Origin of the sequence: Actinocrinis puniceicyclus (assembly GCF_018283645.1) — a bacterium.
Taxonomy (GTDB): Bacteria; Actinomycetota; Actinomycetes; order Streptomycetales; family Catenulisporaceae; genus Actinocrinis; species Actinocrinis puniceicyclus.
This window is the reverse complement of record NZ_JAGSXH010000004.1, coordinates 87,669-109,562: the sequence shown is the minus strand read 5'-3', so window position 1 is coordinate 109,562 and position 21,894 is coordinate 87,669. Positions and strand designations below refer to the sequence as shown.

At 71.1% G+C, this 21,894-nt stretch carries 17 protein-coding genes; 7 read left to right on the top strand and 10 right to left on the bottom strand.

The window, feature by feature from the left end:
* Positions 1-123 precede the first annotated feature (123 nt).
* From KGA66_RS02345 to KGA66_RS02335, 3 genes are all read left to right on the top strand, one after another.
* Positions 124-540, top strand: a complete 417-nt coding sequence (locus KGA66_RS02345; protein WP_211463949.1) for a hypothetical protein — start codon at positions 124-126, stop codon at positions 538-540.
* Positions 527-1,057, top strand: a complete 531-nt coding sequence (locus KGA66_RS29620) for a DUF5130 family protein (protein ID WP_211463947.1) — start codon at positions 527-529, stop codon at positions 1,055-1,057. Before KGA66_RS02345 ends, KGA66_RS29620 begins: the two co-directional genes overlap by 14 nt.
* Positions 1,058-1,232: 175 nt before the next feature.
* Positions 1,233-3,176, top strand: a complete 1,944-nt coding sequence (locus KGA66_RS02335; RefSeq protein WP_246506898.1) for a protein meaA — start codon at positions 1,233-1,235, stop codon at positions 3,174-3,176.
* Between the two features lie 108 nt (positions 3,177-3,284).
* Here the strand turns inward: KGA66_RS02335 and KGA66_RS02330 are convergent, their stop codons facing one another.
* The 3 genes from KGA66_RS02330 to nucS form a co-directional block, all read right to left on the bottom strand.
* Positions 3,285-3,599, bottom strand: a complete 315-nt coding sequence (locus tag KGA66_RS02330; RefSeq protein WP_211463943.1) for a hypothetical protein — start codon at positions 3,597-3,599, stop codon at positions 3,285-3,287.
* A 242-nt stretch (positions 3,600-3,841) separates the two neighbouring features.
* On the bottom strand, positions 3,842-4,720 hold the full coding sequence (locus KGA66_RS02325) for a hypothetical protein (RefSeq protein WP_211463941.1): 879 nt from the start codon (positions 4,718-4,720) through the stop codon (positions 3,842-3,844).
* 164 nt (positions 4,721-4,884) lie between these two features.
* Complete coding sequence (gene nucS, locus KGA66_RS02320) at positions 4,885-5,559, bottom strand: endonuclease NucS (RefSeq protein WP_211463939.1); 675 nt, start codon at positions 5,557-5,559, stop codon at positions 4,885-4,887.
* Positions 5,560-6,265: 706 nt separating this feature from the next.
* On the opposite strand from nucS, the gene KGA66_RS02315 reads away from it, so the two are divergent.
* Both KGA66_RS02315 and KGA66_RS02310 read left to right on the top strand, forming a co-directional pair.
* Positions 6,266-8,044, top strand: coding sequence for a 3-hydroxyacyl-CoA dehydrogenase family protein (locus KGA66_RS02315; protein ID WP_211463937.1), 1,779 nt, complete (start codon positions 6,266-6,268; stop codon positions 8,042-8,044).
* Positions 8,045-8,097: 53 nt separating this feature from the next.
* Complete coding sequence (locus KGA66_RS02310; RefSeq protein ID WP_211463935.1) at positions 8,098-8,442, top strand: Rv1322 family protein; 345 nt, start codon at positions 8,098-8,100, stop codon at positions 8,440-8,442.
* Positions 8,443-8,471: 29 nt separating this feature from the next.
* Here the strand turns inward: KGA66_RS02310 and KGA66_RS02305 are convergent, their stop codons facing one another.
* The 4 genes from KGA66_RS02305 to KGA66_RS02290 all read right to left on the bottom strand — a co-directional run bounded on the left by KGA66_RS02305 (position 8,472) and on the right by KGA66_RS02290 (position 12,308).
* On the bottom strand, positions 8,472-9,296 hold the full coding sequence (locus KGA66_RS02305; RefSeq protein WP_211463933.1) for an ABC-2 transporter permease family protein: 825 nt from the start codon (positions 9,294-9,296) through the stop codon (positions 8,472-8,474).
* Positions 9,293-10,300 carry an ABC transporter ATP-binding protein gene (locus KGA66_RS02300; RefSeq protein ID WP_211463930.1) on the bottom strand — a complete coding sequence of 336 codons (1,008 nt, stop codon included), beginning with the start codon at positions 10,298-10,300 and terminating at the stop codon, positions 9,293-9,295. The genes KGA66_RS02305 and KGA66_RS02300 overlap by 4 nt, the downstream gene beginning before the upstream one ends.
* Positions 10,301-10,474: 174 nt before the next feature.
* Complete coding sequence (locus KGA66_RS02295) at positions 10,475-11,314, bottom strand: DUF2705 family protein (protein ID WP_211463929.1); 840 nt, start codon at positions 11,312-11,314, stop codon at positions 10,475-10,477.
* A 1-nt stretch (position 11,315) separates the two neighbouring features.
* Entirely contained in the window at positions 11,316-12,308 is a 993-nt protein-coding gene (locus tag KGA66_RS02290) for an ABC transporter ATP-binding protein (RefSeq protein WP_211463927.1), read from the bottom strand.
* 162 nt (positions 12,309-12,470) lie between these two features.
* Between KGA66_RS02290 and KGA66_RS02285 the strand changes: the two genes are divergently transcribed.
* Positions 12,471-13,253 carry an alpha/beta hydrolase gene (locus KGA66_RS02285; RefSeq protein WP_211463925.1) on the top strand — a complete coding sequence of 261 codons (783 nt, stop codon included), beginning with the start codon at positions 12,471-12,473 and terminating at the stop codon, positions 13,251-13,253.
* A 312-nt stretch (positions 13,254-13,565) separates the two neighbouring features.
* Positions 13,566-15,350, top strand: coding sequence for a cellulase family glycosylhydrolase (locus tag KGA66_RS30775; protein ID WP_369015795.1), 1,785 nt, complete (start codon positions 13,566-13,568; stop codon positions 15,348-15,350).
* An 88-nt stretch (positions 15,351-15,438) separates the two neighbouring features.
* Here the strand turns inward: KGA66_RS30775 and KGA66_RS02270 are convergent, their stop codons facing one another.
* From KGA66_RS02270 to KGA66_RS02260, 3 genes are all read right to left on the bottom strand, one after another.
* Positions 15,439-16,605: an AI-2E family transporter gene (locus KGA66_RS02270; protein ID WP_211463921.1), complete on the bottom strand. Its 1,167-nt coding sequence runs from the start codon at positions 16,603-16,605 to the stop codon at positions 15,439-15,441.
* Positions 16,606-16,711: 106 nt separating this feature from the next.
* A complete protein-coding gene (locus KGA66_RS02265) occupies positions 16,712-17,659 on the bottom strand; it encodes a coiled-coil domain-containing protein (protein ID WP_211463919.1) in 948 nt (315 codons plus the stop codon).
* A gap of 495 nt (positions 17,660-18,154) precedes the next feature.
* Positions 18,155-21,862, bottom strand: coding sequence for a polarized growth protein Scy-related protein (locus KGA66_RS02260; RefSeq protein ID WP_211463917.1), 3,708 nt, complete (start codon positions 21,860-21,862; stop codon positions 18,155-18,157).
* Positions 21,863-21,894: the final 32 nt, after the last annotated feature.

The window sequence follows — 21,894 nt, the reverse complement described above, 5'->3', positions numbered from 1 at the left end:
GCACAGTCGGGAGGCGGGTCTGTCCCGCGGCGGTACGGCGGCTCGGCCGCGATCGGGGCGCGAACCACGCCCGAATGCGGACCTGAACGCAAGGCGGCTTTCGTTTTGAGCTACCGTTTTCACGTGTCCATCACCACGCTCTTCCGTACGACGTCCCAGGCGCGACTGCGCGTTGCGGCCCGGGCGGGTGCCGTCGCCGCGGCGACCGCTGTCCCGCTGCTGGCCGCGTCGAGCGCGTTCGCCGCATATCACCATTACGACGGCGAGGATTCCGGGCCGGGCCTGAGCGTCCTGCAGACTCTCGGCATCTATCTCGGCATTCCGCTGGCGCTGTTCCTGCTCATCTCCTTCCTGGTGGTGATGCCCGGCTGGGTCCGCGGCGACCGCAACCGCCGCGAGGTCGGCTGGGCCGGCCAGAGCGGCCAGGCCGAGGCATCCACCTCGGAAAACGCGCCGGGGTCCGGTTCGTCGTCCTCCGCGCAGCAGGGTGTGGGCGCGGGCAAGTCCCCCGGGAGCGGTGGGGCCAGTGGCTCCTGGTGACCGGGCGACCTCCGACGACGTGTCCGGCGAGCAGGTGACCCCCGTAGCGGCCACCACGGGCGCCGCCGCGGATCGCGCCGCCGCGTCCGCTTCGGCCCCGCACGGTACCGCCGTGAACAGTCCGGTCCCGAGCACTGCCGGGTCCGTTCGAGCGGCCGGCCCGCTGATCGACTCGACGCAGATCCGCCGGGCCATCCGGCTCGCCGAGAAGCGCACCGACCTGAACTGGTCGGTCTTCATCGGCACCCTCGGTGAGAACCCGCGCGCACAGGCCGAAGCCCGGCACGCCGAACTCGGTCCGGCCGCGGACAAGTCGGTGCTGATCGCGGTGGACCCGGCCGTGCACCGGCTGGAGATCGTCACCGGCACGAACGCACGCGCCCTGCTCGACGACCGCTCCTGCGCCCTCGCCGCCGCTTCGATGACCTCGGCCTTCTCCGTGCGTGACCTGGACGGCGGCATCGCGCACGGCATTCTCGCGCTGGTCGAGCACGTCCGGCACCGACCCACCAGGTGAACCGCGCTCCCGACGGCGTGAGCCGGATCACACTGGCAGCTTAGTTACTCGCCAGTAAACTCCGCAGCAGAGGCGTCGACCACGTGTGGCGGCGACGATGAAGCGGAGGTCTGCTGACACCATGGTGCACGCGGTGGAATCTGCCGGGCCCGCTCGCCGGGACCGGCCATGGGTCATGCGCACGTATGCCGGCCACTCGACCCCGGCCGAGTCGAACGCGTTGTACCGGCGCAATCTCGGCAAGGGGCAGACCGGCCTGTCGGTGGCTTTCGACCTGCCCACGCAGACCGGCTACGACCCCGACGCCGACCTGGCGGCCGGGGAGGTCGGCAAGGTCGGCGTGCCGATCGCGCATGTCGGCGACGTGGAGGCGTTGTTCGACGGCATTCCGCTGGCCGCGATGAACACCTCGATGACCATCAACGCCACCGCGATGTGGCTGCTCGCGCTCTACCAGGTGGCCGCCGAACGACAGGGCGCCGACATCAGCGCGCTGGCGGGAACCACGCAGAACGACATCGTGAAGGAATACCTTTCGCGTGGCACCTACGTCTTCCCGCCCGGTCCCTCGCTGCGGCTGACCACGGATCTGATCGCGTACACCGTCAACGCCCTGCCCAAGTGGAACCCGATCAACATCTGCAGCTACCACCTGCAGGAAGCCGGGGCTGATCCGGTGCAGGAAATCGCGTACGCGCTCTCGACCGCCATCACCGTGCTCGACGCGGTACGCGACAGCGGACAGGTGCCGTCGGACGAGTTCGACCGCGTCGTCGAGCGGATCTCGTTCTTCGTCAACGCCGGCGTCCGGTTCGTCGAAGAGCTCTGCAAGATGCGCGCCTTCACCCGGTTGTGGGACGAGATCACGCGCGAGCGTTACGGCGTGACCGATCCGGCGAAGCGGCGCTTCCGCTACGGCGTTCAGGTCAACTCGCTCGGCCTGACCGAGGCGCAGCCGGAGAACAACGTCGCCCGGATCATGCTGGAGATGCTGGCGGTCACGCTGTCCAAGGACGCGCGTGCGCGCGCCGTGCAACTGCCCGCCTGGAACGAGGCGCTGGGGCTGCCGCGGCCGTGGGACCAGCAGTGGTCGCTGCGGATGCAGCAGGTGCTGGCCTTCGAGTCGGACTTGCTCGAGTACGGGGATCTGTTCGCCGGTTCACCGGTCGTGGAGGCGAAGACCGCGCAACTGGCCACCGCGGCACGCGCCGAGATCGAGCGGGTGCAGGCGATGGGCGGGGTGGTGGCCGCGGTGGAGTCCGGCTATCTCAAGGCCCGACTGGTCGCCCAGCATGCGCTGCGCCGCGCCCGCATCGAATCCGGCGAGCAGATCGTGGTGGGCGTCAACGCGTACACCGAGACCGAGCCGAACCCGCTGACCGCCGACCTCGATGCGGCGATCCAGAGCGTGGATCCGCGGGTACAGGAGCATGCCGTCGACGCGCTCCGCGCTTGGCGTGCGGCCAGGGACACCGCGGCGGTCGAGGCGGCGCTGGCCCGGCTGCGCGCCGACGCGGCCGACCCGGCGGTGAATCTGATGCCTGCGACGCTGGCCTGTGCGCGGGCCGGGGCCACCACCGGCGAGTGGTCCGGGGCGCTGCGGGAGGTGTTCGGCGAGTACCGTGCGCCGACCGGTATCTCAGCGGACGCGCCGACCGCGAACGCCTCGTCGGAACTGGTGGCGCTGCGCGAGTACGTGCGCGAAGCGGGCCGCGAGCGCGGGCGCAGGCTGCGCATCCTGGTCGGGAAGCCGGGGCTGGACGGCCATTCGAACGGCGCCGAGCAGATCGCGGTGCGCGCGCGCGACGCCGGATTCGAGGTCGTATACCAGGGCATCCGGCTGACCCCGGCGCAGATCGCGGCCGCCGCCGTCGCGGAGGACGTGCACTGCGTCGGCCTTTCCGTGCTCTCCGGCTCGCACCTGCGGCTGGTCCCGGAGGTGATCGGGCGGCTGCGCGCGGCCGGTGCCGGCGATATCCCGGTGGTGGTCGGCGGGATCATCCCGGACGCCGACGCGAAAGTGCTCAAGGAGTCGGGCGTCGCCGAGGTCTTCACGCCGAGGGACTACGACATGACGCGGAGCCTGACCCGCATCGTGGACCTGATCCGCGCCTCCTGACGCATCCGCGCACACCGTCGTGTGCGCGTTCCGTCATGTGCGCATCCTGACGCGTCACCGCCCGGGCCAGGGCGTCTCGCGCCTGTGCCCGGGCGGTCGTGTGCTGCTTCAGGAAGCGGCCGCGGCGGGCGCGGGCTGGCCGTCCACCAGGTCGTGGGCCTTGATGAACTCGTCGCCGAGCACCTCGTGCGCGGCCTTCAGGTGGTCGAGGTCCACTTCGCCGTGCTCGGCCGCGTGGCCGTCGAGCGCGCCGAGGATCCGCTCCACCGGGCCGTGGTCGCCGCCGAGCCGCTGCTCGGCGTACACCGCGATGCCCAGCTTGAGGAACAGCTTCGCGCCGTGCCGGTGGATGTTCCACTGCTCGATCGCGTGCTCGGTTTCCTCGAAGCCCTTCTCGGTGACTTCCAGAATCTTGTCGAACATGCTCATATCGGGTCCCCTCACTTCCGCTTGGGAGGCGAGGTGAATCACCGTCACCGTCCCCCCTGTGGCAACAACTTCGGCCAGACTTTACAACCAAACGGGTGATAGAGGCCGGGTCGGCTCCGAACCGTGACGTGTCACCGTCCGTATGCCGTCGCGAACGCTCGGAGCGGATCGGTGACGCCCGGGACGGATCCGTGACGCCGGAACGTTCCCGGACGTTCCGGACACCTCGGACGGGATCAGGACACGGCGCCGTTACCGAGGGCCACGTAGTTGTAGTTGCTGCCGTTGTTCGCGCTGCGGTTGCAGCTCACGATCAGCCGGTCCACGCCGGAAAGCGGGATGCGCACGACGGCCGGCTGGCCGATGGCGGTCTTGTTGACCGACAGCACCTTCCCGTTCTGGTCGGAGAAGGTCATCGTGACGGTCGCCCCGGTCGCGCCCGAAGCGTTGTCGGGGATGCCGAGCGTGGCGGTGAAGACCGAGTAGCCCGCGACGTTCCAGTCGATCGCGGAGTAGCTGGGGCAGTTGAAGCGGGAACTGTAGGGGTAGTCGGTGCCTGAGATGACCACGTCGGTCTTGGTGTCCACGTTGTTGCTCCCGTCTACCGGCGTGCCCAGGTAGGCGACGCCGTTGACGGGCGAGAACGCCGGGTTCGGCGCGCTCGAAGCCGTGCTCTGGGGGCTGGCGCCCGACGTCGCCTCCCCGGACGCGGTGGGGCTCGGCCCGCCGGCCGGCTCGGTGGGCGACAGCGCGGCCGACGGTGACGGCGAAGCGGAGGGCGCCGTCGCGGTCGCGCTCGCGCTCGGCGAACCGGTGGCCCCGGCCTCGGCGGCTTTGGGCGATGTGTGCTTGAGCAGCGCGTACAGCAGCCCCGCGACCAGCGCGAGCAGCAACACGAGCGTGAGCAGCACCCACAGCGCGGTTTTGCGCGGAACCGGAATCGTCTTGGTTGGCGCGCGTTCGACCGGCCCGGGAATACGCACGTCGATCCCGCTGTGCTCCTCGTGCGGAACGATTTCGCCCTCGACCGTGGGCAGCGCCGCGGTCTCCTGTTCCGGTTCTTCCAGCGGCTCGCCGCGCTCTCCCCGCGGCCGCGGGTTGGACTGTCCTGACACGCTCTCCCCTTGACGATGCTCGCAGCTGAGTTGTGCTGGCCACAGTGTCGCGGAGAAACTGATGCACCGTCAGGTATTGGCGCAATCGACGCATCACGGTTGTGCATCAGAGGTGGCGGAAGCGGCGTCGCGGCCGCGGCGATACTTCTCGAACACGGCCTCGGTCAGAAGAGCCGTGAGCTCGGGTCGTCGCGGCCACGCATGACTTCGTAGTCGAGCACGGCGCAGGTGATCCCGCGGTCGACCGCCAGCACCCGGGCCTGCGGCTTGATCTCCTGGGCGGCGAAGACCCCGCGGACCGGGGCCAGCAGCGGGTCCCGGTTGAGCAGTTCCAGGTAGCGGGTCAGCTGCTCCACGCCGTCGATCTCGCCGCGGCGCTTGATCTCCACGGCGACGGTGGCGCCCGCGGCGTCGCGGCACAGGATGTCCACCGGGCCGATCGGCGTCGGGTACTCGCGGCGGATCAGGCGCCAGCCCTTGCCGAGCGTCTCGATCTGCTCGGCCAGCAGCGCCTGCAGGTGCGACTCGACGCCGTCCTTGCGCAGGCCGGGATCGACGCCGAGCTCGTGGGCCGAGTCGTGGAAGACCTCTTCTATCGCGATCACCAGCTGCTCGCCGGCCTTGTTGGTGACCGTCCACACCAGAGCGTCGCCGCCCTGGCCCTCCTCCTTGAGCGTGCATGGCGGTGACATCCAGTTCAGCGGCTTGTACGAGCCTCCGTCGGAGTGCACCAGCACGCTGCCGTCGGCCTTCACGATGAGCAGGCGCCGGGCGCTGGGCAGGTGAGCGGCGAGCCGTCCGGCGTAGTCGACGCTGCACTGGGCGATGACAAGTCGCATGGTTCGAAACCCTAGCCCAGAGCGCTTCGGGGCGTGCGGCCGCATGTCGTTTCGAGGATCGTGCGAAGAGTCGATCAGTGGATCTGACAGCCCATCAGTCATCCGGTGAGGCGTGATTGTGACGAGGTCTCGGCTGAAGGTGTGAGCCCGGCGGCGCGGGGTCATTGAAGTTGTGTGAGCGTTGCGTGACTGACGGGAACGTAACGCAATGACAGCGGGCCGGCGGTGGACGTGGCCGCCGGGCCGGAACCGGCCGGTTGTGGGAAGGAGTGATCGATCGCGGTGACCGAGCGGACCCGGTGATGAGGGTTCACCTGATTCCCACCTCAGGCGGGGAGTCGCCGTCGTGACGGTCTGCGTGGCGCTGTGGAGGACGCCGCGTGGGGAAGAGCCGCTATGACGGGGACGGTGGACGGAAGGCGGGCCGGACCAGGCGCACTCACGGCGCCGGGCCGGCCCGCCCGCGCGTCTGGGCGCGGCGCCCGGTCGCGTGGCACGGTCACTCTGCGCGGTCACCTGGGCGGCCAGGCTGCACGGTCAGGGCGCCGCACGGGCGTGGACCGGCGTGAGCAGCCTCACAGCCGAACCGGCGCGGTCGGGCGCGCTCCAGCACTGGCGCGAGCCGGTCCCGCTGGGGATACTCATCGGTAACAAGCGCCCAGCGCAAGCGGATGCGGGCGACTTTCCAACCCTCAGGGAGTGCGCAATGGGGCGCGAGATCGCCACAGTCGGGGTCGTCGGACTCGGCACGATGGGCGCCGGCATCGCCGAGGTGATGGCCCGCAACGGCCTGCGCGTACACGCGGTGGAGATCGACGCGGCCGCCCTCAACCGGGGACGCGCGCACATCGCGCACTCGACCCGGCGCGCGGTGGCCCGCGGCAAGCTCACCGCCGAGCAGGCCGCCGAACTGCTCGACCGGATCGAATACACCGTGGACCTGGAGCCGCTGGCCGGCGCCGACCTGGTCGTGGAGGCCATCCCGGAGCGGCTCGAACTCAAGCGGGAGCTCTTTCGCAGGCTGGACGGGATCTGCTCGGCCGAGACGATCTTCACGACGAACACCTCCTCACTGTCGGTGACCGAGATCTCGGTGGCCACCTCCCGCCCGGCGCGCGTCGTAGGCCTGCATTTCTTCAACCCGGCCCCGGTCATGAAGCTGGTCGAGGTGGTGCGCACGGTGGTCACCGACCCGGGCGTGCTCGCGGATGTCGAGGCGCTGGCGGCGCGGCTGGGCAAGTCCCCGGTGACCATCGGCGACAAGGCCGGGTTCATCGCCAACGCGCTGCTGTTCGGGTACCTCAACCACGCCGCGTCGTTGTACGAGGCCAAGTACGCCACGCGTGAGGACATCGACGCGGCGATGCGGCTGGGCTGCGGGCTGCCGATGGGCCCGCTGGCGCTGCTCGACCTGATCGGCCTGGATACCGCCTACGAGATCCTGGACACGATGTACAAGCAGTCGCGCGACCGGCTGCACGCTCCCGCCCCGGTCTTCAAGCAGATGAAGACCGCCGGCCTGCTGGGCCGCAAGTCGGGCCGCGGCTTCTACACCTACGAGCAGGCCGACGTGCCGACCGTCGTCGCCGACGCGCTCACCCCGGTCGAGGGCGCGGCCGGCGAAGGCGCGCGCGACGTCAGCCGGGTGGCCGTGGTCGGATCCGGGACGATGGCGAACGGCATCGCGGAGGTCTTCGCCAAGGCCGGGTACGCGACCGTGCAGATCGCGCGCAGCGAAGAGAAGGCAGCGGCCGCGCGCACGGCGATGGGCAAGTCGCTCGCGCGTGCGGTGCAGAAGGGCAAGCTGAGCGCCGAGGACCGCGACGCGGCGCTGGACCGGCTCGTCTCCAGCAGCGCGCTGTCCGACGCGGCCGACTGCGACCTGGTGGTGGAGGCCGTCGTCGAGGACCTGGGCGTCAAGACGGCGTTGTTCAAGGAACTGGACGCGGTGTGCAAGCCGGGCGCCGTGTTGGCGACCACGACATCCAGCCTGCCGGTGATCGAGTGCGCGATGGCCACGGGCAGGCCGCGCGAGGTCGTCGGCATTCACTTCTTCAACCCGGCGCCGGTGATGAGGCTGGTCGAGGTGGTGCACACCGTGGCCACGGCCGCGGACGTGCGGGCGACGGCGCACGCGGTATGCGAGCGGCTCGGCAAGCACGCGGTGGACTGCGGCGACCGGGCCGGGTTCATCGTCAACGCGCTGCTGTTCCCGTACTTGAACGACGCGGTGAAGATGCTGCAGGCGCACTACGCGACGGCGGACGGCATCGACACGGCGATGAAGCTCGGGTGCGGCTACCCGATGGGGCCGTTCGAGTTGCTGGACGTGGTCGGGCTCGATGTCGCGCTGGCCATCGAGCGCGCGCTGTACCTGGAGTTCCGCGAGCCGGGCTTCGCGCCCGCGCCGCTGCTGGAGCACCTGGTCACGGCCGGGTACCTCGGCCGCAAGACCGGAAAGGGCTTCCGCGACTACGGGGCCTGACGTTCGGTGCGATCGGGGCCCGCCAGGCGATAACGGTTCGGTAACCTGGTGCGGTGAGCCCGAGGAGGAACGACGCGCGCGCGAGCGGCCGCGGGCGTTCCCCGGGCCGGGGCGCGGCGCCGGGGGGCGGTGAGCCGCGGGACATCGAGAAGGCGTTCGGCTACCAGCGGATCGAGTCGGCGCGTGACGGCGAGTGGATCGTGCGTTCGGTGACCGGCGCGAGCACGGCGAAGACTTACCGCTGTCCCGGCTGCGACCAGGAGATCAGGCCCGGCGTGCCGCACCTGGTCGCCTGGCCCGCGGACACCGAGTTCGCCGGCTGGCACGGCGGCGGCGGGCTCGACGACCGGCGGCACTGGCACACGCCCTGTTGGAACGCGCGCCTGCGCCGCCGGTAGCCGCACCCGGCTCGGGCCGCCGCGGTTGATCAGGCGTCGCGCCGCACCAGCAGCCAGGCCGAAACGGCGAGAAGTACCGCCGTCCACAGCCCGAAGACCCCGAAGCCCTGCCAGGCGCTGAGGATCTGGTCCTTCGGATAGATCTGCATGATCTGCTGGCCGGCGTTGGTCGGCAGGTACGCCGAGACGTGCTTGCCGATATTGCCTGGCAGTAGACCGGCCAACGGGACGAGCACCAACACCAGCGCGATGACGGTGGTGATCGCGCCGGCGGTATGCCGGATCAGCTGCCCGATCGCGAGCGCGAACAGCCCGAGCACCGCCAGGTACAGTCCCTCGCCGACCACCGCGCGCATCACGTGCGGGTCGCCCAGCGAGGTACGCACCTTCGACGCGAGGATGGACTTGCCGATGCCGTAGCTGGTGAAACTGAGCACCTCACCGACGATCAGCACCGGGATCGTGAAGACGACGCACTTGGCGCAGAGCATCCGCAGCCGGTGCGGCGCGGCCAGCAGCGTCGAGCGGATCATGCCTGTGGAGTACTCGGACGTGGCCACCAGGACGCCGAGCACGCAGATCGCCAGCTGGCCGAGGAACAGCCCGCTGCCGAGGATCTGCGGCACCGGGTCGAGTTCGGCCTGTGCGCGCGCGTCAGCGCCCATCTGCGACCACTGCTGCACGGTCAGGAAGGTGAACAGCGCAGTGAACCCGAGGACCGCGACGATGAGGATCGCGAACGACCACACCGTGGAACGCACGGTCCGCAGCTTGGTCCATTCCGCGGTCATCAGCCTGCCGAAGTTCGCGTGCCCGGTGCCGGTGGACGGCCGGGCGAGCGTGCTGCTGGTCATGACGCGCCTCCGCTCTGCGGCGCACCCTGTGCCGCCGCGGCCTGGCTCTGTGCCGCCGAACCCGGTACCGCATCCCACGTGGCCATCGCCGGTGGATGCTCGGCCGGGCCGTGGAACTCCACGTCCGCGCGGGTCATCTCCATGAACGCCTCCTCCAGCGAGCCGCGCTGCGGGGAAAGCTCATGCAGCACGATGCCCTTGGACGCGGCCAACTCGCCGATCGTCGCCGCCTCGACCTTGTTGACCAGCAGCGCCCCGTCCGGCTGCGCCCTGACCTGCGCCCCGCTTGCCCGCAGCGCCTCCGTCAGGACCTCGGCCTGCGGCGAACGCACCAGCACCACCTGCTCCGCGTGCCGGGCGATGAACTCCTCCATCGGCGTGTCCGCGATCAGCCGGCCGCGGCCGATCACCACGACATGGTCCGCGGTGACCGCCATCTCGTTCATCAGGTGCGACGAGACGAAAATGGTGCGGCCCTCCGAGGCCAACTGCTTGAGCAGCGTGCGAATCCACACGATGCCCTCCGGGTCGAGCCCGTTCACCGGCTCGTCCAGGATCAGCAGCCGCGGGTCGCCCAGCAGCGCCGCGGCGATACCGAGCCGCTGGCCCATGCCCAGCGAAAAGCCCTTCGTCCGCTTCTTCGCCACAGCCGAGAGCCCGACCAGGTCCAGCACCTCGCTGACCCGCGACTTGGGCACGCCCTGGGTCTGCGCGAGGTAGAGCAGGTGGTTGAACGCGGTGCGACCTGGATGCACCGCTCGCGCTTCAAGCAGCGCGCCGACATTGCGCAGCGGGTCCGGCAACTCCCGGTACGGCTTACCGTCGATGAGAGCTCTGCCGGACGTCGGCCGGTCAAGGCCGAGGATCAGGCGCATCGTGGTGGACTTGCCGGCCCCGTTCGGGCCGAGAAAGCCCGTGATACGGCCCGGCTCCACGGTGAAGCTCAGGTGGTCCACCGCGGTGGTCTCCCCGTACCGCTTCACCAGGTCTTTGACTTCGATCATCGGTTACCCCCATTCGCGAGCCATCCTTCCACGATCCGCGCTTGTGCACAGCTCAGACACGGCCGACGGCCGTCACAAGCGGGGGAGCCGTGTGACAGCCGCCGGTTCGTCCGCTGCCCGGCCACGCCGGAACGGCGCGGCCGGGCAAGGGGGCTGACGACGCCTGACCACCTGTCAGGCGTCCCGGTTGCGGAAGACGTAGGCGCCGAGAAGCACGGCCACCGCGCCGTAGATCATGAACACCCCGAAGCCGGTCCACGCGCTCAGGTCGTTGCCGGGCACGTGCTGCGTCGCCCAGACCTGGCCGCCGGAGTTGAACGGCAGCCACTTGTCGAGGTGCTGCTGCCAGTTGTCCGGCAGGAAATTGGCCAGGATGGTCACCACGAACAACAGCCCGACGCCGCTGGTGATCGCGCCGGCCGTGTGCCGCAGGATCGCGCCGAGGCCGAAGGCGAGGATCGCCGAGCCGGCCAGGTACAGCCCGCCGCCGATCACCGCCTGCATCGCGTGCGGGCTGCTCAGGCTGAGCGAGATGCCCTTCGAGCGCCAGAACGAGGAGGAGATCAGGAACGAGACGAACGAGATGACCTCACCGATCACGAACGCGACGAACGAGACGACCAGCAGCTTGGCCGCGAAGACCGGCGCGCGGCGCGGCTGCGCGGTCAGCGAGGTGCGGACCATGCCGGTGGAGTACTCCGAGGTGATCGCCATCGCGCCGAACACGACCATGATCAGCTGGCCGAGGATGATGCCGAAGAGCGTGCGCTGGGTCAGGTCCTCCTGAGCCAGCCTGGCCGCGTTCGCGCCGGAGTGGTTGGCCCGGCCCCAGTTGCCCAGCACGCTGATCCCGATGGTGACCACGACGGCGGAGCCGAGCGTCCACATCGTCGAGCGCACCGAGCGGATCTTGGTCCATTCCGAGCGCAGCGCGCCGCCGAAGCCGGCGCGGCCCGAGGCCGGCGGCAGCGCGGTCAGGCCGCCGAGGGCCGAGGAGGTGGTAGCGGTGGTCATGTCAGCGCCCTCCGTGCTGAATCGCGCCGGAGACGACTTCGGTGGCGACGGCCGCGGCGTCGGCGATCGCGCCGGCGGCCGGCCGTCCGGGCACCGCGGCGTGGTACTCGACGCTGTCCTTGGTCAGTTCCATGAACGCCTGCTCCAGCGATGCCTGGATCGGTGAGAGCTCGTGCACCCGGATCTGGTTGTCGAAGGCCAGGTCGCCGATCTCGGTCATGCCGAGCCTGGTGATGCGCAGCGCGTCCTCGCCGTCGTGCGCGACCACACCGCCCTTCCCGGTGGCCAGCCCGGCGAGCCGGTCCCGCTCCGGGGTGCGCACCCGGATGGTCAGCTCGGAGTTCTGGTCGATGAACTCCGTCACGGTGCAGTCCGCGACCAGGCGCCCGCGGCCGATCACGATCAGGTGGTCCGCGGTGTTCTCCATCTCGCTCATCAGGTGCGAGGAGACGAAGACGGTGCGGCCCTCCGCGGCCAGCGCCTTCATCAGGTTCCTGATCCAGAGGATGCCCTCCGGGTCCAGGCCGTTGACCGGCTCGTCGAACATCAGCAGCTTCGGATCGCCGAGCAGCGCGGCGGCGATACCGAGCCGCTGGCTCATGCCCAGCGAGAAGCCCTTGGCCCGCTTCCTGGCCACCTCGCTCAGGCCCACCAGGTCCAGCACCTCGCCGACCCGCGACTTGGGCAGGTTGTTGGTCTGCGCAAGGCAGACCAGGTGGTTGTACGCGCTGCGGCCCCCGTGGATCGCCTTGGCGTCAAGCAGCGCCCCGACCTCACGCATCGGGTACGCGACCTTCGAGAAGGGCCGGCCGTCGATGGTGACGGTGCCGGAGGTGGGCGCGTCGAGGCCGAGGATCAGCCGCATCGTGGTGGACTTGCCCGCGCCGTTCGGGCCCAGGAAGCCGGTCACCTGGCCCGGCTTGACGGTGAACGTGAGCCTGTCCACCGCCAGCCGTTCGCCGTAACGCTTCGTGAGGCCGTTCGCCTCGATCATCTGGAAATCCCTCGTGTAGTTCAGAACCGTGGATAGTCGTCCGTAGCAGACTTGCGACACCGTATCGGCGGCGCGTGCCGCACCTCGTCCACCCACGGGACGGTCTTTGCGCGGCACCGTCCTACGACTCCAGGTGGACCCACCCTTAAGGTGGATATCGAAATGGCTACCGAAATCACCGCGCACCTGATCCTGCCCGCTCGTCGCGAGCCGATCGAGCTGAAGACCGCAGACGGCCTGACCCTCGTCGGCGAGCTGGCCCTGCCGCTGGAGCGCGAGCCGGTGGCCACCCTGGTCACCTTCCACCCGCTGCCCACGCACGCGGGGATGATGGACAGCCACGTGCTGCGCAAGGCGGCCTGGCGGCTGCCCGCGCTCGCGGATCTCGCGGTGCTGCGCTTCAACACCCGCGGTACCGCCTCGGCCCGCGGGCGCAGCGAGGGCGAGTTCGGGGCGGGTGTGACAGAGCGCTTCGACGTGGCCGCGGCCTTCGAGTTCGCCGAGGGCCTCAACGACCTCGGCCTGCACCTGCCGAACCTGTGGGCGCTGGGCTGGTCCTTCGGCACCGAACTGGTGCTCAAGTACGGCTGCGAGCCGGACGTGCTCGGCGCGATCCTGCTCTCCCCGCCGCTGCACCGCGCTCAAGCCGAGGATCTGAAGGCCTGGGGCGAGTCCGGCAAGCCGGTGACCGTGCTGGTGCCGCAGTTCGACGACTACCTGCGCCCGGCCGAGGCCCGCGAGCGCTTCGCCCCCATCCCGCAGGCCGAGGTGATCGGCGTCGAGGGCGCCAAACACCTGTGGGTCGGCGAGAAGTACGTGCGCATCGTGCTCGACCACATCGTGCGCCGGCTCAACCCGGCCGCGGCGCCGCTGCCGGTCTCATGGGACGGGCCGTACGAGAAGTACGCGGCGCCGATGGGGACACACGCGCCCGGCCGGCCGTAGGCGGGTGCTCGCGGCCGGAACATCCCGCGGCGCCGCGCGAAAGTTCCACGCCCGCGGACCGGCGTGTTCGACGAATCATCGACGTTCGTTCGACGGCGCGCCGGGCGGGGCGCGAGTGTAATTTTCGCGCATATCGCGCCGCGAGTTGGGCCGACCCGGGCGTATCGGGCCGAAGTGTTGACGCGCGCCGCGCGGCCCGTACCTTCCGATCACGAAGAGGCGCGCGGCCTGAGCCGACCGGGACGCGTCGCGTCCGCACGCCGCCGTACCCACCGGCGGCCCACGACCCGATACGGAAAGGCCCGACCCATGATGGTCAGACCACTGAGACGGCTGCGCCTGGTGCTGGCGGCCGCACTCGGTCTCGCCCTGCTGACCGCGCCCGTCACCGCGGCGCGCCCCGCGCACGCCGCCAGCACCCTTGGATCAGGTTACTGGCATACCAGCGGGCGGCAGATCCTGGACTCGGCGAACCAGCCGGTGCGCATCGCCGGACTCAACTGGTTCGGCTTCGAGACCTCGAACTACGTCGCGCACGGCCTGTGGAGCCGCGACTACAAGAGCATGATCGACCAGATGAAGTCGCTCGGCTACAACACGATCCGGCTGCCTTACAGCGACGACATCTTCAAGGGCACCCAGCCGCAGAGCATCAACTACTCGGGCGGTATGAACGCCGACCTGGTCGGCCTCAACTCGCTCGGCGTGATGGACAAGATCGTCAACTACGCCGGCGCGGTCGGCCTCAAGGTCATCCTGGACCGGCACCGCCCCGACGCGAGCGGCCAGACGGCGCTCTGGTACACCAGCTCCGTGCCCGAATCCACCTGGATCGCGAATCTCAAGGCACTGGCCTCCCGGTACCAGGGCAACACCGCCGTCGTCGGAATCGACCTGCACAACGAGCCGCACGACCCGGCCTGCTGGGGCTGCGGCGACACCACGATCGACTGGCGGCTGGCCGCCGAGCGCGGCGGCAACGCGGTGCTGTCGGTGAACCCGAACCTGCTGATCTTCGTCGAGGGCGTCCAGACCTTCAACGGCAGCAGTTACTGGTGGGGCGGCAACCTGCAGGGCGCCGGCCAGTACCCGGTACAGCTGAACGTGGCGAACCGGGTCGTCTACTCCGCGCACGACTACGCCACCAGCGTCGCGCAGCAGAGCTGGTTCACCGACCCGTCCTTCCCGTCGAACATGCCCGGCATCTGGGACCAGAACTGGGGCTACCTGTTCAAGCAGAACATCGCGCCGGTGTGGGTCGGCGAGTTCGGCACCACGCTCGCCTCGACCACCGACCAGACCTGGCTCAAGGCCCTGGTGACCTACCTGCGCCCGACCAGCCAGTACGGCGCGGACAGCTTCCAGTGGACCTTCTGGTGCTGGAACCCCGACTCCGGGGACACCGGCGGCATCCTCAACGACGACTGGACCACCGTCAACACGACCAAGGACGCCTACCTCGCCAGCATCAAGGCGCCCGGGTTCGGCGGCGGCAGCAGTTCGGGAGGCGACTACACGCCGCCCTCCACCCCGAGCGGCCTCCAGGTGACCGGCGTGACCGGATCGAGTGTCTCGCTGACCTGGACCGCGTCCACGGACAACGTCGGCGTGGCCGGGTACAACGTCTACCGCGGCTCGACGCTCGTCGGCACCTCCAGCGGCACGACGTACACCGACGCCGGCCTGACATCGGGGACTGCGTACACGTACTCAGTCGCCGCCTATGACGCGGCCGGCAACGTGTCGGCCAAGTCCACCGCGGTCACCGCGACGACCTCGAGCGCGTCGTCCGGCGGCGGCGGCTGCCTGGCGAGCATGCACGTCGACACCAGCTGGACCGGCGGCTTCAACGCGACGGTGACGGTGACCAACACCAGCACCAGCACCGCGACCAGTTCCTGGAAGGTCAGCTGGACCTGGTCCGGCGGCCAGACGGTCGGCAGCATGTGGAACGCCGTGAGCACCGCTTCCGGAAGCACCGAGACCGCGACGAACGAGCCGTACAACGGCGCGATCCCGGCCTCGGGCTCGACCAGCTTCGGCTTCCAGGCGAACGGCGGTTCCGCCACCCCGATCCTCACCTGCACCGCGACCTGAGCGGCCGCGATCGTCGTGAGTTAGAGCACTGACACGGCGGCGGACCGGGCGCATCCGCTCCCGGTCCGCCGCCCGTCGGTCAGGCTGCTCACGATCGGTCCTGCCGCGGCAGCAGCACCTCGCGCACGATGTAGCTCAGGCCCGCGGACAGCGGGATCGCCAGCAGCGCACCGACCACACCCAGCAGCGCCGCCCCGATCAGGGCGGCTATCACGGCGATCATGGGCGGTACGTCCACCGAGCGGGCCATCACCCTCGGGTAGATCACGAAGTTCTCGAACTGCTGGTACACGACGAAGAAGATCGCCGCGACCACGGCCTTGACCGGGGAGTCGAACAGCACCACGAGTGTGACGATCAGCGCCCCTATCGTCGCGCCGACCATCGGCACGAAATCCGTCAGCGCGATCAGCAGTGCCAGCGGCAGCATGTACGGCACGTTCAGCACGGCCAGCATCAGGTAGGCGGCCAGGCCCGCGAGCCCCGCCACGGTCACCGCCCCCGAGACGTAGCCGCCGATGCGCGCGAGCACGCCGTCGGCCAGCGCTCCCACGCGCGGGCGCCGCGAGGCGGGCACGAGCTGGTAGGTGGAGTGCTTGATCGCGGGCAGCGAACCGAGGAAGTAGATCGTCATCACCAGCACCGTGAACGCCTTGAACACCGAGGAGATCAGGAACTCCCCGAAGCCGAGGATGCCGCCGGCGATCATCTTCGCGGTGTCCGCCTGCGAGATCAGGTTCTGCAGGCGCCCGACGACGCCGTACTTCGCGTCGAAGCGGCGCACGGTGGCGTTGCGGCCGAAACGTTCCAGGTGCTGCGGCAGCGAGGCGATCAGGCTGGAGGTCTGATCGGCCAGCGGCTGTGCGATCGCGGCGACGAAACCGGCGAACAGCAGCAGGCAGGTGCCCGCGACGATCAGCACGGCCCAGCGTCGCTGCAGGCCGCGCGCGGTCAGGCGCTCCACGAAGGGGTTCAGGCCGACCGCGAGGAAGAGGGCGACCACGATCAGCACCAGCACGCCGGTCAGCGAGACCAGCGCCTGCGCGAGGTAGTAGGCCAGGATCAGGCCGAGGCCGCCGACGAACCCGACGTAGTACGGGTGCGAGCGGCGCAGCGGCCGGCCGGGGCGGCGTGAGGCCGCGGCGGGGGCTTCGACGTCGGCTGACGCCGCGTCAGCGGGGCCGTCCGTCAAGGCGGACCCGGACTCGGCCGCGTCGGTCCGCTCGGTCACGTCGGACGCTTCCTCGACAGCCATACCCGGGATTCTGCCACTGCCCGTACGGCCGCGGCCGAACGCCTGCGTGGCGTTCGGCCGCGGGAACGCGCGGGCTGTGCCTGCTGCTGTTGCGGCTGCGGCGCGGTTACCGACCCTGCGCCGGGACCGCGGAGTTGTCGTCCGACTTGTCGCTGTCCAGGTTGAGCCCCGCCAGCGCGCCGCCGACCGCCCCACCGGTGAGAGTGGCCAGCATCTCGCGCACGTTGTGCAGCTGAGCGTTGATCGAGTCGCGCCGGTGGGTGAGGGCGGCCAGTTCCCGCTCGGCCTCCGAGCGGATCCGGTCCGTCTTCGCCCGCGCGTCGGCCACGATGTCGTCGGCCTGGCGCTGCGCCGTCTCGATGGTCTGGCGGGCGCGCCGCTCGGCGTCGGTGCGCATCTTCTCCGCCTCCAGGCGGATCTGCTCGCTGCGGGTCTCCACCTCGGCCAGGTGCTTCTCCGCCTTCGCCTGGCGGGCGGCCAGGTCGCGCTCGGACTGCTCGCGCCGCTTGGCCAGCTTGGTCTCGAAGTCGGTGGCCGCCGCCGCCGCCGAGGCCCGGATGTCCTCGTAGTGCGCCTCGGCCTCGGCCCGCTTGGCCGCCGCGTCCTTCGCGGCCTCCGCGCGGATCTGGTTCGCCTCGTCCTTGGCCTTCTCGTTGAGGCGGATGCCCTCGGCCTCGGCCTTGGCCCGGCTTTCCTTGGCGTACGCCTCGGCGTCCGCGCGCACCTGCCCCGCCGCCTGCTCGGCCAGCTCCCGATGCTGGTCCGCGGCCCGGCGGGCTTCCTCGCGCAGGTCCTTGGCCTCCTCCTCGGCAAGCCGCAGGATCTTCTCCACCCGAGCGCCGAGCCCGGCGTACGAGGGCTCCGAGTCGCCCATCTGCGCCTGGATCGACTGGTTCTCCAGGTGCAACTCCTCGATCCGCTTCTCCAGCGCGGTCACCCGGTTGATCGCGCCGTCGCGCTCGGCGGTGAGCTTCGTGATCCGGTCGTTCGTCTGCGGGATGTCATAACCCTTGCGAACGATCTCCAGACCGAGGGGCGATGTGGTCTCGCTCATCTTCTTCAATCTCCTGATGACCGTCGAGGTCGGTGGGGCCGTGCTGGGGTCCGCGTAGGCGCTCCGCGCCTACGCGAAGCGGTCCGCCGGGCCGGGATCGTGCCGATACCGAATCCTGGCACGTTTCCGGCGGGCGCCGGGCCGGCTCAAACGGATTGGCGGTAGCCATCGCCCGACGGGGTGGCCGCATCGGAGCGTCCTTTCCGTCCCGGGCCGCGAAGCCGCCGCGATGCGACTCCGGCCGCACCGCCGGACCGCAACGGGATGGGCCGCTCCCTTAGCGTCATCACCCTAACCGCTGAGCGTGCCGGATCGGCAGGCATCGCGGGGGTTTTTCTGCGAACGGCACCGATCCGCCGAGAGCGCGTGGGGCATGTGTGACGCAACGAACCCTGATTCATCGCGTGCGTGTTCGCCACGAAGCGCCTGTGTGCCGTGGGTGAGAGCCGCTGCGCGTATGGGTAGGCGACGCCCGGTTCAGCGCTGAGCGCCGACTCATCGGGACGTGTCTCCGGACGGCTTCGAAGCGGCCGGGGGCTGCGCCTGAGGTTTGACGATCGGGCCGGCCAGCGCGTCGAGCACGCCTTGGACCCGGCTCATCTCCGCCTTGATCTCCTCGCGGCGGATCTGCAGCGCCTCGACCTCCCGGCGCGCCTCGCCCATCAGTGTCTCCGCCTTCGCGCGCGCCTTCGCCACGACGGCCTCCGCGGCCTTGTCCGCCGCCGCCTTGAGCGTCTCGGCGTCGCGCGCCGCCTCGCTGCGTACACGCTGCGCCTCGCGCTGCGCCGTGGCGACCTGCTCGGCGACCTTCGAGCGCAGGGCGTCCGCGCCCGCCTGCGCGTCCGTGGCGATCTTCGTCGCCTCGGTGGTGGCTTTCTGCAGCTGGTTGCGGGCCTCGGTGACCAGTTCGTCGGCGCGTTTGGCGGCGCTTTGCAGCGTCTCGGAGGCCTGCCTGCGGGCGGCGCTGGTGGTCTGGTCGGCCTCGGCGGCGGCCGCCGCGCGGGCGCGCTCGGCCTGCGAGGTGGCGTCGGCCCGGACGCGCGCGGCCTCCGCCTGCGCCGCCGAGGTGGCCGCGCTCGCGTCGGCCCGCGCCCGCTCGGTGACGCCCTGCGCTTCCTTGCGGATGCGGTCCACCTCGGCGCGGGCCGCCGCGGTGATCGAGTCCGCCTCCGCACGGGCCCTGGCGACCAACTGTTCGGCCTGGTCCTTGGAACCGCGGGCGAGTTTGCCGGCCTCTTCGCGCGCGGTGGCCACCAGCATGTCCGCTTCCCGCGCGGCCTTGGCCAGCCGCTCCGCGGCGTCCCTGCGGGCCTGCTCGGCGACCGCGCCGGCCTCGTCGCGCAGCCGCTGGGCGACCTCGGCCGCCTCCGCGCGCACCCGCTCGGACTCGCCGCGTCCGGCGGTGAGCATGGCGTCGGCCTTCGTGCGCGCCTCGGTGAGCAGCGCGCTCGCCTCCGCCTTCGCGCGGTCCAGCACGCCGTCGGCGCTGGAGCGGATCGCGGCCACCTCGTCCTTGGCGGCCTGGACCGCCTGCGCGCTCTGCGCCGCGGTCTCCTCGGTGAGCCGCTGCGCCGCGGCCTTCGCCTTCGCGGCCAGTTCGGCGGCGTCGGCCCGGATCCGGCCCGCGTCCCTCTCGGCGTCGGAGCGGCGCCGGGCGGCGTCCTCGCGGGCTTCGGCCAGCAGCCTCTCGGCTTCGCCGCGGGCGTCGGTGAGCGCCTGGTCGGCCTGCCGGCCCAGCGCGTTCGCGGCGGACTGTGCCTCGGCCCGAGTGCCGGCGGCCTCGTCCCGGGCTGCGGCCAGCAGCCTTTCGGCGTCCGCGCGGGCGTCCACCAGCGCCTTCTCGGCCTGCTGACGCAGCGAGAGCGCGGCGGACTCGGCCTCGGCGCGGGTGGTCGCGGCCTCCTGCTGGGCCTTGTCGATCAGGCCCTCGACCGCCTTGCGCACCGAGTCCGCCTCGGCGCGCGCCTCGGCCAGGGACTTCGAAGCCTGAGCCCCGGCCTCGGCGAGGGTGCGCTCGGCCTCGTCCCGGGCGGCCTGCCTCGCGGCGTCGGCGTCCCGGGCGGCCTGCGCCTCCAGGTCCGCGATCCGCGCCTCGTTCTTCTGCTTGAACTGGGCGATCTCGGCCCGGGCCGCGTTGCGCATCGCCTCGACACCGGCCTCGGTGTCCAGCCGCAGCTTCTCCGCCTCGGCGCCGGCCCGGGCGCGCACCTTGTCGGCCTCGGCGGCGGCGCGCGCGGCGCTCTCCCCGGCGGCGGCCGCGGCCCGTGCCTCGACCTCCCGCGCGTCCGCGGCGGCCCGCTGCGCCGTCTGCTCCGCTTCCGCGACCGCTCGGGCCGTGAGCTGCTCAGCCGCCTCCGCGGCGCGCTGCGCCGTCTGCTGGGCCTCGGAGCGGGCCGTGGCGAGCGCGGCCTCAGCCTCGGCCCGGGCGCGCCCCAGCGCCTCCTCAGCCTCGGCACGGGCCCGGCCGACCGTCTCCTGCGCCTCGGCGAGGCTCTGCTGCCGGGTCTGCTGCGCCGCCCGGTCGGCCTCCGCCTTGAGCTGGTCGGCCTCGGCCCGCACTCGCTGGGCGTGCGCTTGGGCCGCCGCGCGCAGATCTTCCGCCTGCGCCGTGGTTTCGGCGCGCAGCCGTTCCGCGGCCGCGGCCGCGTCGTCGCGGATGCTGGTCGCCTCGCCGCGCAGCCGCTGCGCCTCGCCCGCGGCGTCCGCGCGCAGCCTGGCGGCCTGCGCCTCGGCATTCTCCCGGTGCTGCGCCGCTTCCGCCTCGACCTGCGCGCGGTGCTGTTCGGCGGCGGCCTGGGCGGCATCGGTGATCTTCCGGGCGGCCTCGGTGGCGACGCCGTGCGCTCCGGCCGCTTCCTCGTGCAGCCGCTTTGCTTCGCCGTGCAGGTTGTCGGCCTGCTCCCGCAGCGCCGCGACCTCGGCCCGCACGCTCTCGTCGTGCCGGCGGGTCTGGTCGGTGGCGTCGGCGATCAGTTTCTGCGCCGTCGCCGTGGCCTTCTCCAGGGTCTGCGCGGCCTTCTGCTCCGCTTCGGCGGCCTGCTGCGCGGCCTGCTCGCGCTGCGCGTTCGCGGCCGCGGTGGCCTCCGCGACGGTCTGCGCCGCGTTCGCGGCGGCCTCGGACCGTACCCGGCCGGCCTCGGCTTCCGCGTCCGCCTTGAGCTGCTCGGCCAGCGCCGCGGCCTCGGACCGGACCCGTTGGGCCTCGGTCTGCGCCATCGTCATCAGCTTCTGCGCGCTGGTCGACGCCGAACCGGCCTGCTCCGCGGCGTCCCGCTCGTGCTTGGCCGCGCGGGTCGTCGCCGCCTCGGCCGCCGCCTGCGCCTCCGCGAGGACGCGCTGCGCCTCGGCGTTGGCCTTCGCCACGACCTGGTCGGCATGGCTGCGTGCCGCGGTCGCGGTCTGCTGCGCCTCGGCCTGGAGCGAGGCGCGCATCTGCTGGGCGTACTCCTGCGCCTGCCGCACCTCGTTCGCGGCCTGCTCGCGCAGCTGCCGCAGCTCCGACTCGATCTGCGTGCGGGCCTGCTCGGCGGCCTGCCGGCGCATGTGCTCGGTCTCGCTGCGCACCCGCTCGGCCCAGGCGACGGTCTCGTTCACCTCGGCCTCGCCGCGCTGCCTGCGCTCGGCAAGCTCCGCCTCCAGCACCCGGCGGCGCTGCTCGAAATCGGCCTGGAAGCGCTGCGCATCCTGCTGGGCCTGCGCGCGCACCTGGTCGGCCTGCGCTTGCGCGCTGCGCAGCATCTGGTCTACCTGGCCGGAGATGTTGCCGTAGTTCGCCCCGGCGCCGTTGCGGCGCAGCTCGTGCAGCTTCGAGCGCAGCACCTCGACCTGGTACCCGAGGTCCTCCCCGTGCGCTATAGCCTCGTCGCGCTCGCTGCGCACCCGTTCCAGGTACGCTTCGAGCTCGTCGAGGTGCGCTTCGACCTCGTACCGGTCATAGCTGCGCATACTCTGCTCGGGACCCGCCTGCTCCCAGTCGTCGCGCGGCCGACCGGTGCCGCGGTCGGCCGTCTTACCGCGCCTGCCCGGCGAGTGCGGAGTCGACTCATCCCGGCCCGGCTCCCAGACCCTGCGCGGGTCCGGGTCGGCGTAGCCGGATTCGTCCGACTGCGCCGTGTAGTACTCCTGGAACCGTACGTCACCGGAGGCGTCGTGGGGAGGGCGGGAACCATAACCGGTTCGCTCGTCCACGCGCCCATATCCCATGACAGACAATCCTGTCAGATTCCGGGCCGGGG